Source organism: Pseudomonas sp. PONIH3 (genome assembly GCF_002934345.1).
Classification (GTDB): domain Bacteria; phylum Pseudomonadota; class Gammaproteobacteria; order Pseudomonadales; family Pseudomonadaceae; genus Aquipseudomonas; species Aquipseudomonas soli.
Genome location: NZ_CP026386.1, coordinates 5674205 through 5688300, shown reverse-complemented (window position 1 = coordinate 5688300; position 14096 = coordinate 5674205). Strand labels below are relative to the sequence as shown.

The following is a 14096-nucleotide window of genomic DNA, read 5'->3' as shown; positions in this document are numbered from 1 at the left end:
GGGGATGGATGGCCCATTGTCGGCAAGCGACCGGCTGGCGGCAACGTCCTGAACGGTCATCGCCAGTGACGATCAGGTCATCGCGAGTCGAAACTGGCCATCGAACGGTGCAGGCAGGCACGCATGTAGGCCAGTTGCCACTCGAGGGCTTCGCGGGCCAGCTGACGGTCCTGCTGAGTATCCGCCAGCCGGCGCAGCGCCAGGCAGCTGGATTGCAGCAGGTGCGCCATGCGGATGCCGGCCTGGCGCAGTTGCTCGAGCTCGTACTGGCCTTCGAAGCGGCGCAGCATCTGGTCGAGCTTGGCGTCGGCACAGTCGCGCAACAGGCAGTACTCGGCGAAGTCCAGCGCAGCGGGGCTGTCCAGCTTGTCGATCACGCTCTGGGGATTGACGGAGCGCACCAGCTCCAGGCGTTGCCTGCTCATCCATGATTCCTTGCGCGGCGTTGTGATCATGCACGCCGCCACGCTAAGGCCCGCGCGACCCGAACGGCAACTGGCATAAATGTCAGTTGCCAGGTGTCAGCCAGGGTGGTTGAGGCTGCGCAGGGTCATCAGGCCGGCCAGCGGCCAGTCGCCCTCCAGTTCGGCCAGGCTGGCCGTGCTGAACGGTGCCGGTTGCTGGGCATGGCCGTGCTCGAGCTGACCAACCAGGTTGCCCACCAGGGGTTGGTGGCTGACCAGCAGGAGATGCTCGAGCCCCAGGTGCTCGATCTCGCCGATCACCTGCTGTACAGCGCTCTCTGGCGTCAGCCAGGCCACGGTACGCACCGGCTCGGAAAAACCGAGGGCGCCGTGCACCAGGGCGGCGGTCTGCTGGGCGCGCACGTACGGGCTGGCAATGATTGCCTGCAACGGCTGGCCCAACAGGTGCGCGGCGCTGCGCAGCACCTGCTCGCGACCGTGGGCGGTCAGGCGCCGCTCGGCGTCGCTGTTGGCCCGTGGCTCGGCCTCGCCATGGCGCAGCACCCACAGCTTCACAGCTTGGGCTCCTCGTCACGCACCGGGTGTGGCGCCGGGGCCACGGCGTGGGGCGCTTCGCCTTCCGGGGTGCGCGGGGTCGGCCAGTCGGCGAACGGCCAGGGTTTCTGGTCGCTGTGGAAGGTGCCGAAACGACCGATCTGTGCCAGGTACTGGCTCAGGCTGTCGCCGAAGTTCATCAGGCTGGCGCTGGGCGCGCCGTAGATCAGGCGGTAGATCAGTTGCACCAGCACCAGGCCGCCAAGCAGCAGCTCGGCCAGTTGCCAGGCCACCAGGAACACCAGCATCCACAGCACGCGCAGGATGATCGACTCGCGCTGGGCGCGCTCCGGGGTATCGTTCATACGTTTCTCCCTCAGTTGAAACCGCTGGTGGAAATGAAATCGACATCGGTCTTCGGCTCGGCGCGCATCAGGTGCTCGATCACCTGGTTGAGCGTGCGGCCCTCGAACAGGATCGCGTGCAGGCCCGCCACCAGCGGCATGTACACGCCCACCTCCTGGGCCTTGGCCTTGAGCACCTTGAGAGTGTTGACACCTTCTGCAACTTCACCCAGTCGGCTGACCGCCTGCTCGAGGCTCAGGCCCTGGCCCAGCGCATGGCCGACCTGGTAGTTGCGGCTCTTGGGCGAGGAGCAGGTGACGATCAGGTCACCGACCCCGGCCAGCCCGAGGAAAGTCATGGGGTTGGCGCCCTGGCTCACGGCGAAGCGGGTCATCTCGGCCAGGGCCCTGGTAATCAGCATGCTCTTGGTGTTCTCGCCCATCCCCAGGGCCACGGCCATGCCGGCGATGATGGCGTAGACGTTCTTCAACGCGCCGCCCAGCTCGACGCCGAAGCGATCGCTGCTGGCGTAGACACGGAACGTGCGGCCATGCAGCACAGCCTGCACCTGCTGGCATAGCGCTTCGTCCTCGCTGGCGACCACGGTGGCGGTCAATGCATGCTCGGCAATCTCGCGGGCCAGGTTGGGGCCTGACAGCACGCCGATGCGTGCCTGGGGGGCGATCTCTTCGAGGATCTGGCTCATCAGCTTGAAGGTGTTCGCCTCGATGCCCTTGGTCAGGCTGACCAGGCCCTTGCCGCGCAGCAGCTCGGCGTGGGGCGCCAGCACGCTGCGCAAGGCGCTGGAGGGCAAGGCGACAAAGATCAGTGCGCTGCCCTGGAGGGTGGCGAGCAGGTCGTTGACCGGTTCGACGCCGTCATGCAGGCGGATGCCCTTGAGGTAACGCGGATTCTCGCGGTCGACGCGCATTGCCTCGGCTTGCGCCGGGTCGCGCATCCACTGCCGCACCGGATGGCCGTTCTGTGCCAAGAGGTTCGCCACGGCGGTGCCGAAGCTGCCGCCTCCAAGAACTGCAACAGGTTGCTGTTCAGTCATATCCAATCCGTTAACCAATAAAGTAAGTGGCGACGTGCGCATTATACGGCGCGCATGCGCCAGAGCCAGTGGCAGTACCTGCCCATTGCAGGGCGGGCCTGTCATGGTGTCGCACTGGCAAAAGCCGCATGGTCGGTTAACATGCCTGATAAATTTCTGAAACAAGGCCGTTTCGTGTTCCCTGGCACGCCACCCTATCCACGCCTGCTGTTGCTGACTGCCCTGCTGGGCGGCCCGGCCATGGCCGAGGACCTGTTCATCGACAACCAGGACCTGCCGCAGGTTCTGACCGCCACGCGCCTGAAACAATCCCCGGCGGCGGTTCCAGGCAGCATGACCGTGCTCGATAACGAGCTGATCCGTGCCAGCGGTGCCCGCGACATCCCCGAGCTGCTGCGCCTGGTGCCGGGCATGATGATCGGCTACGGCGCCGGAAACCAGCCGACGGTCAACTACCACGGCAGCAACGTCAGCGACGCCCGGCGCATGCAGGTGCTGATCGATGGCCGCTCGGTGTACCGCGCAGGGCTGGCCACGGTGGACTGGAGCGACATCCCGGTGGCCATCGAGGATATCGAGCGCATCGAGGTGTTCCGCGGCCCGAACACCGTCAGCTACGGCGCTAACGCGCTGATGGCGGTGGTCAACATCCTCACCCGCAACCCCGCCGACAGCCATGGCACGCGGGTCAAGCTGACTCGCGGCCAGGACGGCATCAACGACTACTACGCAAGCCAGGGCTTCGGCTGGGACAGCGGCGACCTGCGCCTGTCGCTCTCCGGCCAGCAGGACGACGGCTTCGACCAGGACCAGTTCGGCCACGACTACCGCGACAGCCGCCGTGCCAACCGCATCAACATCAATGCCGTGCATACCCTGGCGCCCGACCAGACCCTGGAATGGCAACTGGCGGCCAAGGAAGGCAGCAACCAGCGCCCCTACACCTACCAGCCGGTGTTCGGCAACTACCGCGCCGGCGACAACGCCGACGTCAACGCCAAGGACTATGCAGGCTCGGTGCGCTGGAACCTCGACCTCAACCCCGAGCACAGCCTCTATGTGCAGGGTTCGGCGCAGCACTTCGACCGTCAGCAGGTGTGGCGCGCCTGCGATGCGGCAATTGCCTTCAGCCCCGAGCTGACACGCCTGTGGCAGCTCGACCCGAACTTCGCCGAGAAGGTCGCGCGCAATCTGTACACCGGCAACCTGCCCAGCACCACCAATCCGGTGCTCGGCTCGCTGATGGGCCAGGTGCAGAGCCAGTGGGCCAGCGGCGGGCGCAACACGATCTGCGGCGACGTCGACCAGAGCACCCGCGAAACCCGCTATGACCTGGAAATCCAGGACACCCTGAGCCTCACCGACAGCCTGCGCCTGGTCAGCGGCATGAACTACCGCTACGACCGCGCCGACTCGCAGACCTACTTCAACGGCAGCATCGACGACCAGACCTGGCGCCTGTTCGGCCAGCTCGAATGGCGCGCCGACGAGCACTGGATCCTCCAGGGCGGCGCCATGTACGAACATTCGCAGCTGTCGGGCAACTCGCTGACCCCGCGTGTGGCGGTGAACTACCTGATCACTCCTCGCCATGGCTTGCGCGCGGTGTATTCCGAGGCCATTCGCTCGCCGGACATGTTCGAGAACAACGTCAACTGGAGCTACACGGTCAAGAACCTCTCGCCCAACCTGTACGGGCTGCAGAACGGCGAATATTTCGTCAAGACCCGCGGCCCCGGCAACCTCGACCAGGAGCGCATGCGTTCGCGAGAACTCGGCTACAACGGCGCCTTCAGCGACATCGACCTGAACGTCGACGTGAAACTGTTCTACGACGAAATCACCGGCATGATCAGCGAGCCGTTAAAGAACAACCAGTTCATCGCCAGCAACGCCAACAAGGCCCGTTTCAGCGGCAGCGAGGCGCAGTTCGACTGGCGCGCCACCCAGCGCGACCGCCTGCGCCTGACCTATGCCTATGTCGACGCCTGGGCCAGCAACCCGGCCGATCGCCGCCTGAGTGCCCGCAACAGCGGCTCGGCCGGCTGGCTGCGCGACTGGGGCGAGGGCTGGTCCAGCGCCCTCTTCTATTACGGCGACGATGCCCTCAACCAGTACCGCTACGAGCGGGTCGACCTGCGCGTGGCCAAGCGCTTCAAGATCCACGGCAGCAACCTGGAACTGGCCGCACTGTGGCAGCAGCGCCTGGATGACGAACCGGTCACCCTCGAGCAGAACCGCTATGACAGCCGCCACCGCCTGAGCGTCAGCGCGGAGCTGGAGTTCTGATGGTGCGCCTGCTGCGCCTGCTGCTGCTGTGCCTGTGGCCCCTGGGATCACTGTCGGCCAGCGAAATCCTGCTGGTCGGCGGCGAAGACCAGCCCGGCATCCGCAGCTTCGTCGCAGCCCTGGAAAAGCGCAGGCCCCACGACCAGGTGCGGTTCCAGACCGTCGAACAGCTACCTGGCCCAGGTAAACTCAAGGCTGACACGCGACTGGTACTGCTCGACACCCCAGCTCTGGAATGGCGCCTTGCGGAGGCCGCAGGCCCTTCAGCCCTGGCGCTGCGGGTCAGCCGGGTCCAGGCCGAACAACGCCTGGGCACTTCGCGTCCCGCCTATCTCACCCTGCTGTGGAGTGACCCGCCGCTGGCCCGCCAATTGCGCCTGGCCCGCTATCTGCTGCCGCAGGCCCGGCGCATTGGCGTGCTGTATGGCGAACACAGCCGCTTCCTGCTCGACGAACTGCGCCAGGCCGCCCACCCCTTGGGGCTGGAAATCGTCGCCCAGGATTGGCCCGACCTGCGCGACAGTCGGCCATTGCAACACGTACTCAATAACAGTGACGTGCTGCTCGGGCTGGACGACCCGGACCTGTACAACTCGAAATCAGCCAAGAATGTCCTGCTCAGCAGCTATGGCAGGCAGATGGCGCTGATCGGCCCCAACGTCGGTTTCGTCCGCGCCGGCGCCCTGGCCAGCACCTACAGCGACCAGGACGATTGGCTGGCGGTACTCGAGCAATTGCTCGAGCAACCGTCGGCCCGCTGGCCCCGCAGCCTGTACCCCGCGCACTTTGGTGTCAGCGGGAACCAACAGGTGGCCCGGGCGCTGGGTCTGGAAGCGATCGATCCGGACGCCGCCGCACTGGCCCTCGCCGCAGGAGCCTCCACGCCATGAGCAAGCGCCTGAGCTGGGATATCCATACGCGCACCCAGATCATCAGCCTGGGTCCCGCCCTGCTGCTGACCTTGCTGCTGATCAGTTTCTTCACCTTCGTGCGCATCCAGGATTTGCGCCAGGAGCTCAACCACACCGGGCAACTGATTGCCAACCAGCTGGCGCCGGCGTCCGAATACGGGGTGATCTCGGGCAACAACGAAGTGCTCGAGAGCCTCATGCGCGCGACCTTGAGCATTCCCCACGTGCGCTTTCTCGAGGTCCAGGACAGCCGCAACCATATTCTGGTGTATGTCGAGCAGCCCGATGAAAGCCTCAACCGCGCCCAACGAGTCGAGGTGTTTCAGGCGCCGATCCGCCTGCAGCAAATCCGCCTGGACAACGACTTCCTGCAGGGCAAGGCGGCGCCACCAAACATTGGCGACGACTACCTCGGGCGAGTGATCGTCGGGATGTCCGACGACGCCTTCAGCCAGCGCCAGCAGGAAATCGTGATCAAGGCCGCGATCCTCGCACTGTTCGCCCTGCTGTTCACCTTCCTGCTAGCCCGTCGCCTGGCCACCAGCCTGTCCCGGCCGATCAGCGAGATGGGCCACGCGGTTCGCGCCATCCAACAGGGCGACTTCAACGCCCCCCTGCCAGTGGTCGACGACAGCGAACTGGGCCACCTGGCACGGCACATCAACAACCTCGCCAGCGCCCTCGATCAGGCCGCCCATGAACAACAGCAGGCCATGGGCCAGCTGATCCAGGCGCGCGAAGAGGCCGAGCAAGCCAACCGCGCCAAGTCCGACTTCCTGGCAATGATGAGCCACGAGCTGCGTACACCCATGAACGGCGTGCTGGGCATGCTGCAGTTGCTCGAAACCACCGAGATGACTGGCGAGCAGGCCGAATACACCGCCGTGGCCAGCGAATCCACAGGGCACTTGCTCAAGGTAATCAACGACATCCTCGACTTCTCGCGGATCGAGCGCGCGGCGCTGGAACTGGAGCACATCGAGTTCAACCTGGGCGACCTGATCACCAGCAGCGTGCAGTCGTTCCAGCACACCGCCCAGCAGCGCGACCTCGACCTGCGCCTGCAACTGCCCTGCGCCATGAACCAGCTTCAGGTGGTGGGCGACCCGACGCGGATCCGCCAGATCCTGTTGAACCTGGTGGGTAATGCGCTGAAATTCACCGAGCGAGGCGAGGTGGCCATCGACGCGCGCTGGCAGGTGCTCGACCGCCAACTGATCTGGCTGACCTGCACCGTGCGCGATACCGGCATCGGCATCGACAGCAACCGCCTGGAAATGATGTTCGTGGCCTTCCAGCAGGCCGACAACACCATCTCCCGACGCTACGGCGGTACCGGCTTGGGGCTGTCGATCGCCCGCACCCTGGCCGAACGGATGGGCGGCCAGCTGCGCGGCGAAAGCCGCGAAGGCCTGGGCTCGACCTTCACCCTGGAAATGCCGCTGGTACTGGCCAGCGCCACTTCCGTCCTGCCCGGCAGCACGCTAGTGGACAGCGCTGCGGCTGACGACGGCGGGCGGATCCTGCTGGTTGAGGACAATCCGGTCAATCAGAGCGTCATCGAAGCGATGCTGCGCAGCCTGGGTTTTGAGGTCAGCCTGGCCATGGACGGTGCCCAGGCGATCGACCTGGTCGGCCAGCAGCGTTTCGCCGCGGTGCTGATGGATTGCCGCCTGCCCCAGGTGGACGGATACGAGGCTACCCGTCGCATCCGCCTGCTGCCCCAGGCAGAAGGGCTGCCGATCATCGCCCTGACCGCCAGCGCGCTGCAGGGCGACCGTGAACGTTGCCTGGCCGCCGGAATGAACGATTACCTGAGCAAGCCATTCAAACGTACCGACCTGCAGCGCATCCTGCGGCGTTGGTTGCCCGGTCAGGCAGTTGCGACTGGCGATAAATGCTAAATTGCGGCAGTCTTAAGGACTGGACAGGACCGTCGCTGGGCCGGAAAATAACATTTCAGTGCACACCTGTACTTCTTTTGCCAGGTGCGCTGTGACTTTCACCACAACGCAATAGTCTACCTGTAGGCTGCCGCCTCGGATGCAAAGCGCTTCGGGCCGGCCGGGAAGATTCGTCCCCTGCCACAGGGGGTTATTGAGGAGCTCGCATGACCAAACAAAACGCCTTTACTCGGGAAGACCTGCTGCGCTGCAGTCGCGGTGAGCTGTTCGGCCCCGGTAATGCGCAACTGCCCGCCCCGAACATGCTGATGGTCGATCGCATCACCCATATCAGCGAGGAAGGCGGCAAGTTCGGCAAAGGTGAATTGGTCGCCGAGCTGGATATCAATCCAGACCTTTGGTTCTTCGCCTGCCACTTCGAAGGCGACCCGGTAATGCCAGGCTGCCTGGGCCTCGACGCCATGTGGCAATTGGTCGGCTTCTTCCTCGGCTGGCAGGGCCTGCCGGGCCGCGGTCGTGCGCTGGGTTCGGGCGAAGTGAAATTCTTCGGCCAGGTACTACCCACCGCCAAGAAAGTCACCTACAACATCCACATCAAGCGCGTCCTCAAGGGCAAACTGAACATGGCCATCGCCGATGGCTCGGTCAGCGTCGACGGCCGCGAGATCTACACCGCCGAAGGCCTGCGGGTCGGCGTGTTCACCTCCACTGACAATTTCTAAGGGTTATTCGCATGCGCCGCGTCGTTATCACTGGTCTGGGCATCGTATCGTGCCTGGGCAATGACAAAGAGACCGTCACCGAAAACCTGCGCAACAGCCGTCCGGGTATCCGTTACAACCCGGAATACAAGGAAATGGGGCTGCGTAGCCAGGTTTCCGGTTCCATCGACCTGAACCTCGAAGAGCTGATCGACCGCAAGGTCTACCGTTTCGTCGGCCATGCCGCAGCCTACGCCTACCTGGCGATGCAGGACGCGATCAAGGACTCTGGCCTGAGCGAAGAGCAGATCTCCAACCCGCGCACCGGCCTGGTGGCCGGCTCCGGCGGCGCTTCCACCCTGAACCAGATGGAAGCCCTGGACACCCTGCGCGAGAAAGGCGTCAAGCGCGTTGGTCCGTACCGCGTCACCCGCACCATGGGCAGCACCGTGTCGGCGTGCCTGGCCACCCCGTTCAAGATCAAGGGCATCAACTACTCGATCTCGTCGGCCTGCGCGACCTCTGCACACTGCATCGGCACCGCCATGGAGCAGATCCAGTGGGGCAAGCAGGACATCGTGTTCGCCGGCGGCGGTGAAGAAGAGCACTGGAGCCAGTCGTTCCTGTTCGATGCCATGGGCGCCCTGTCGACCAAGCGCAACGAAACCCCCGAACTGGCCTCGCGCGCCTACGACGCCGATCGTGACGGCTTCGTCATCGCCGGCGGCGGCGGCATGGTCGTGGTCGAAGAACTTGAGCACGCCCTGGCCCGTGGCGCCAAGATCTACGCAGAGATCGTCGGCTACGGCGCGACCTCCGATGGCTACGACATGGTCGCTCCAAGCGGCGAAGGCGCTATCCGCTGCATGCAGCAGGCGCTGTCCACCGTCGATACCCCGATCGACTATCTGAACACCCACGGCACCTCCACCCCGGTCGGCGACGTCGCCGAGATGAAGGGCGTACGTGAAGTGTTCGGCGACAAGGCACCGAAGATCAGCTCGACCAAGAGCCTGTCGGGTCACTCGCTGGGCGCCGCAGGCGTGCACGAGGCGATCTACTGCCTGCTGATGATGGAAAACAACTTCATCGCCGGCTCCGCCAACATCGACGAGCTGGATCCGGAAGTCGCGGACCTGCCGATCGTGCGCAAGACCGAAGACGCCAAGCTCACCACCGTGATGAGCAACAGCTTCGGCTTCGGCGGCACCAACGCCACCCTGGTGCTCAAGCGCTGGGAAGGCAAGTGATAGGCTGACACGCTGAACGAGAACGCCCGGACCTTGGTCCGGGCGTTTTTGTTTGTGCCCTGCCGGCCCTCATCGCGGGGCAAGCCCACTCCCACGCCATGGACTGCCCGCCAGGGTTGGATTGATGTCCAGTTTCTGGGGGCAGCCCACATCCACATGACCTTGAGCCGATGGCGTGGGAGCTGGCTTGCCCCGCGAGGGCCCTTACACCGAGAAGCGCTGCACCAGGGTATTGAGGTCCACCGCCAGCCGCGACAGGGCCTGGCTCGCTGCAGACGTCTGCTCGGCCCCCGCCGACGACTGATGCGCCAGGTCGCGGATGGTGGTCAGGTTACGGTCCACCTCCCGCGCCACCTGGGCCTGCTGCTCCGAGGCACTGGCGATCACCAGGTTGCGCTCGTTGATCTGGCCGATGGCCGCAGCGATCGCCTCCAGCGCCTGGCCCGCGGCATGGGCCCCGTCCAGGGTCGAACGGGCCTGGGCATCGCTATGCTGCATGCCCTGCACCGCCCGCTCGGCACCGCTACGGATGGCCACGATCATCTGCTCGATCTCCTGCGTCGAGGTCTGCGTACGGTGAGCCAACGCCCGCACCTCGTCGGCGACCACGGCGAATCCTCGCCCGGCTTCGCCGGCGCGCGCTGCCTCGATGGCAGCGTTGAGCGCCAGCAGGTTGGTCTGCTCGGCGATCGAGCCGATGACATCCAGCACCTTGCTGATGTCGTGCACCTGCTGGGCCAACTGCCCCACCTCCTCGGCGTTGCCCGCCACGCCACTGGCCAATGCCTCGATGGCAGTGACCGTGGCCTGCACCTGCTCGCGCCCGCGGCGAGCGATCTGGTCTGACTCACGCGAAGCCTCGGAGGTAGCCACCGCGTTGCTCGCCACCTCCTCCACTGCCACAGTCATCTGGTTAACCGCAGTGGCGGCTTGCTCGATTTCCATGCTTTGTTGCTGCAGGCCACGGGTCGCGTCCTCAGTGACCGCGCTCAGTTCTTCGGAAGCCGAGGCCAACTGGTTGGCCGAGTCTGAGATTCTCCCAATGGTCTCGCGCAGGCTCTGCTGCATGCTCTTGAGGGCTGCCAGCAAGCGTGCTGGCTCATCGTCGCCCTGCACGGTGATCTGCGGTGTGAGGTCGCCGGTGGCGACCGTCTCGGCAACCCTCAGCGACTGACCTAGCGGCCGCACGATGCTGCGGGTCAAAGCCAGGGCGAGCACCACAGTCAGGCTCAGGGCAATCACCAGCAACACGCCGACCCAAACTTTCGCACCGTTGTACACAGCCTCGGCCATGTCGGTGGCTGAGTTGGCCTGATGGTTGTTCAGCTCGATCAACTCGTTGAGGGTCGCAGTCATCTGATCGGCCAACTGGTTCATCTCGCCGTTGACCAGCGTCGCCGCCGCCTGGACATGCCCATCGGTGGCCAGTTGTACGACTTGCCCTTGCAAGGTCATGTATTGGCGCTCGAGAACCTGGTAGCGATCGAACAACGTCCGCTCTTCAGGAAGCACGATCAAGGCATCGTAGTGACTCTGCGCCTTGCTCAGGCCGCCCTTGACCTCGTCTATGCGAGCACGGTTCTGCTGCTGGGCAACCGGGTCGGTATTGACCAACAACCGCAAGGTCAAGGCGCGGATGCGTAACATGTCCTGGGTCATGCTGCCCACCGAGATCACGCTCGGCAGCCAGTTGTTGTCCACCTGCTCGGACTGCTGGCGCATATTGGTCATCTGTTGCAATGCGAAGCCACCCAGCGCCACCACCAGCAGCGCCATGATGCCAAAGCCAAGCCCAGCGCGCGGCGCTATATTCAAGCGTCTCAAGCTCATTTCCAGGATCCCTCCCAAGCGTGATAGTCCGTTGCTTAAAAAAGGTATCGGGCCACATGGAAATTGCGTAAGACGAAAAGGCGATATCAAAACGACATCTGCTCATGAAACTCGCTATTTCGTGCGTTTTGGCAGCAGCTCAATAAAATTTTTCCTGCTCACCCGCTCTGCCACCGCTTCGGGCAAGGCATCGAGGAATGGATCGAAAGCGTGCATCTGCTCGCCGATGCTGCCAAAGCGCCCCACCACATCGGACCCGAGCATAAAGCGCTCGGGAAAGCGCACGACCAACTCGACCCAGTCCTGGCGTGGCACGCCCTGCTCATCCAGCAGATAGGGCTCAAGCACGCTCCAGGACAGGTCCACGTACAGGTTGGGATAGTCCTCGAGCAATCGGTTGAGCACCGGCAGGAGAAAGTCCATGCGCTCCTGGTGCCGGTGAATCTCCATGCTGCTGCCGGCATGGGCCCAGATGAAGCGGGTATGCGGGTGGTTACGCAACGGCTCTTCGATTTCCGCCAAGTAGAGTGGGTTGCGCTCGCGCTTGGAGGTGATGTTCGAGTGCAGCAACACCGGCAGGTCGCGCTCGGCAGCCAGGTGATAGATGCGGGTCATGGCCTCGTTGTTGGCGCGAGGCGTGTCGCCGCTGGTCAGGGCGGTGAGGTCGTCATGGCGGGTAAATACCTCGCCGATGCCCTGCCACAACCCCGGATAAAGCTCGAGCATGCGCTCGATATGGCTGACGGCGTTCTTGTCCACCGGGTTGAAGCCGGTGAGAAACGGGTGGAAACGCCTGCGCTGCTCAGCAGGCAGCTTTTCCAGAGCGGCGGCGACGTACAGGTCGGTGGCGCTGTACCAGTAGGCATCGGCATCGTCGCCGGCGTAGTAGCGCGGACGCTTGGGTTCGTCCTCGTGCCATTTCTTCGCCACCGGGATGCCGGAGATCATCGACTGCTCCACCCCGGCCTCGTCCATGGCCTTGAGCAAGGCCGGCATGCCTTCGGTTTCCTGGAAGAAATCCACGTAGTGCAGATGGGCGTCGCTGTAGCGGTAGTCGCGGGCTTGCGCAGTGTCGAACAGACTTGCACTCAACAGCAGGCAGGCCAATGTGCGGGCAATCATCTCAGGCTCCTTTGCCGGTACCGCAAGAGTAGACCGGGCAGCGCTCGCGACGGTTCAGCCACGGACGGCAAAACGCTATGCTTGCAGGCATCCCTCAAGGAGTGTCGCCATGAGCAGCCCCCTGGTCATCCGCCCACGCGCCGAATCGGTCGAGGGCCAGCCGATCCTGCGCCCGCTGCCCTCGGCGCAGTGCCGCAGCGTAGGCCCTTTCGTGTTCTTCGACCATATGCTGGAAACCGACTACGCGCCGGGTCATGGCATGGACATTCGCCAGCACCCTCATATTGGCCTTTCCACCCTCACCTACCTGTTCGAGGGTGAAATCCAGCACAAGGACAGCCTCGGCTCGGACCAGCGCGTGCGCCCAGGAGACGTCAGCTGGATGACCGCCGGAGCGGGCGTGGCGCATGTCGAGCGCACGCCGGCCGAGGTGTTCGAGCGCGGCTCGCGGCTGCATGGGCTGCAGGTCTGGCTGGCCTCGCCGAAGTCCGACGAGCAGGGCCCGGCAAGCTACAGTCATCATCCGGCCGACAGCCTGCCGGCCAGTGACAGCCTCGGCGTGCGGATCCGCATGATCGCCGGCACAGGCTTCTGCCTGGCCTCACCGGTACCGGTGCTCTCCCCCACGCTCTACGCCCATGTGCACATGCAGGCGGCCACCACCCTGATCGTGCCGACGGAACACGTGCAGCGCGCGCTGTATCTGCTCGAAGGTGAGTTGCTGCTGGATAACGAGGACGTCGAGCCATGCAGCCTGGTGGTGCTACCCGAGGGCGAAGTCGTGAGCTTGTATGCCGAAGATGAGTGCCAGCTGGTGCTGATCGGCGGCGCGCCGCTAGACGGACCGCGGCGGATGAACTGGAACTTCGTCGCCAGTGACCCGGGATTGATAGAAGCGGCACGGGCGCGCTGGGCGGCTGGGGATTGGCCGGTGGTGCCGGGAGAAAGCGGGCGGATCGAACTGCCGCGCTGATTGGGGCCGCTTGGCGGCCCCTGAGCCTTCAGCTTGCGAACACTTCCTTGAGCAAGTTATGCATCGAGCGGAATGCCCGCTCCGAGGTGCGCCGGTCGTACTGCATCTTGCCCGGCACATTGGCGTTCGGATCGGTGAACGAGTGCACCGCCCCGCCATAGCTGAGCAACTGCCAGTCAACCTTGGCAGCATTCATCTCTTCTTCGAAGGCTGGCAACTGTTCCCTTGGCACCAATGGGTCGGAGGCACCATGCAGCACCAGCACCGAACCCTTGATGCGCTTGGCATCCTCGGGGTTCGGGGTATCCAGCGTGCCGTGGAACGACACCGCTGCCCTCAGATCGGCGCCGGTGCGGGCAAGCTCCAGGGCACAGCAGCCGCCAAAGCAGAAACCGAACGTCGCGACCTTGCCTGGCTCGAGCAGCGCCTTGGACTGCCCGAGCAATTGCGCCAACGCTTCCTGCATGCGCTTGCGAAGTTCGGCGCGGTCGTTCTTCAGCGGCATCATCGCCGTACCGGCTTCGTCAGCATTGGACGGCCGCACCGACTGGCCATACAAGTCGGCAATCAGCACCACATAGCCTTGCTCGGCCACTTCCTTGGCGATACGTTCGGCGCCCTCGCCGATACCCATCCAGTTCGGCGCCATCACCAGGCCCGGCTGCGGCAGCGCGCCCGGGGCGTAGACCAGGCGGCTTTCGTAAGCCTTGCCTGACAGGTGATAAACCAACGACTCGACGATGACCTTGCTCATT

At 64.4% G+C, this 14096-nt stretch carries 13 protein-coding genes; 6 read left to right on the top strand and 7 right to left on the bottom strand.

Annotated features, from left to right (window positions below):
- Nucleotides 1-77 precede the first annotated feature (77 nt).
- The 4 genes from C3F42_RS26320 to C3F42_RS26305 form a co-directional block, all read right to left on the bottom strand.
- Nucleotides 78-425: a hypothetical protein gene (locus tag C3F42_RS26320; protein WP_023632132.1), complete on the bottom strand. Its 348-nt coding sequence runs from the start codon at nucleotides 423-425 to the stop codon at nucleotides 78-80.
- Nucleotides 426-521: 96 nt separating this feature from the next.
- Nucleotides 522-980: a phosphohistidine phosphatase SixA gene (gene sixA, locus C3F42_RS26315; protein ID WP_038706497.1), complete on the bottom strand. Its 459-nt coding sequence runs from the start codon at nucleotides 978-980 to the stop codon at nucleotides 522-524.
- Entirely contained in the window at nucleotides 977-1324 is a 348-nt protein-coding gene (locus tag C3F42_RS26310) for a DUF4389 domain-containing protein (RefSeq protein WP_038706498.1), read from the bottom strand. The genes sixA and C3F42_RS26310 overlap by 4 nt, the downstream gene beginning before the upstream one ends.
- 11 nt (nucleotides 1325-1335) lie before the next feature.
- Complete coding sequence (locus tag C3F42_RS26305; protein ID WP_038706499.1) at nucleotides 1336-2361, bottom strand: NAD(P)H-dependent glycerol-3-phosphate dehydrogenase; 1026 nt, start codon at nucleotides 2359-2361, stop codon at nucleotides 1336-1338.
- A gap of 141 nt (nucleotides 2362-2502) precedes the next feature.
- Between C3F42_RS26305 and C3F42_RS26300 the strand changes: the two genes are divergently transcribed.
- From C3F42_RS26300 to fabB, 5 genes are all read left to right on the top strand, one after another.
- The gene (locus C3F42_RS26300) at nucleotides 2503-4650 is read left to right on the top strand and encodes a TonB-dependent siderophore receptor (protein ID WP_201755073.1); all 2148 of its coding nucleotides are present in this window, start codon (nucleotides 2503-2505) and stop codon (nucleotides 4648-4650) included.
- Entirely contained in the window at nucleotides 4650-5540 is an 891-nt protein-coding gene (locus tag C3F42_RS26295) for an ABC transporter substrate-binding protein (RefSeq protein WP_023631258.1), read from the top strand. Before C3F42_RS26300 ends, C3F42_RS26295 begins: the two co-directional genes overlap by 1 nt.
- Complete coding sequence (locus C3F42_RS26290; RefSeq protein ID WP_023631259.1) at nucleotides 5537-7465, top strand: response regulator; 1929 nt, start codon at nucleotides 5537-5539, stop codon at nucleotides 7463-7465. The genes C3F42_RS26295 and C3F42_RS26290 overlap by 4 nt, the downstream gene beginning before the upstream one ends.
- A gap of 206 nt (nucleotides 7466-7671) precedes the next feature.
- On the top strand, nucleotides 7672-8187 hold the full coding sequence (gene fabA, locus C3F42_RS26285; RefSeq protein WP_023631260.1) for a 3-hydroxyacyl-[acyl-carrier-protein] dehydratase FabA: 516 nt from the start codon (nucleotides 7672-7674) through the stop codon (nucleotides 8185-8187).
- Nucleotides 8188-8198: 11 nt separating this feature from the next.
- Nucleotides 8199-9416: a beta-ketoacyl-ACP synthase I gene (fabB, locus tag C3F42_RS26280; protein ID WP_038706500.1), complete on the top strand. Its 1218-nt coding sequence runs from the start codon at nucleotides 8199-8201 to the stop codon at nucleotides 9414-9416.
- A 204-nt stretch (nucleotides 9417-9620) separates the two neighbouring features.
- Here fabB and C3F42_RS26275 read toward each other — a convergent pair whose 3' ends face one another.
- Both C3F42_RS26275 and C3F42_RS26270 read right to left on the bottom strand, forming a co-directional pair.
- A complete protein-coding gene (locus tag C3F42_RS26275) occupies nucleotides 9621-11246 on the bottom strand; it encodes a methyl-accepting chemotaxis protein (RefSeq protein WP_038706501.1) in 1626 nt (541 codons plus the stop codon).
- A gap of 114 nt (nucleotides 11247-11360) precedes the next feature.
- Nucleotides 11361-12368, bottom strand: a complete 1008-nt coding sequence (locus C3F42_RS26270) for an amidohydrolase family protein (RefSeq protein ID WP_094012052.1) — start codon at nucleotides 12366-12368, stop codon at nucleotides 11361-11363.
- Nucleotides 12369-12477: 109 nt separating this feature from the next.
- Here C3F42_RS26270 and C3F42_RS26265 point away from each other — a divergent pair, with 109 nt between their 5' ends.
- A complete protein-coding gene (locus tag C3F42_RS26265; protein WP_094012051.1) occupies nucleotides 12478-13341 on the top strand; it encodes a pirin family protein in 864 nt (287 codons plus the stop codon).
- 28 nt (nucleotides 13342-13369) lie between these two features.
- On the opposite strand, the gene C3F42_RS26260 is transcribed toward C3F42_RS26265, so the two are convergent.
- Nucleotides 13370-14095, bottom strand: a complete 726-nt coding sequence (locus tag C3F42_RS26260) for a dienelactone hydrolase family protein (RefSeq protein ID WP_023629622.1) — start codon at nucleotides 14093-14095, stop codon at nucleotides 13370-13372.
- Nucleotide 14096: the final 1 nt, after the last annotated feature.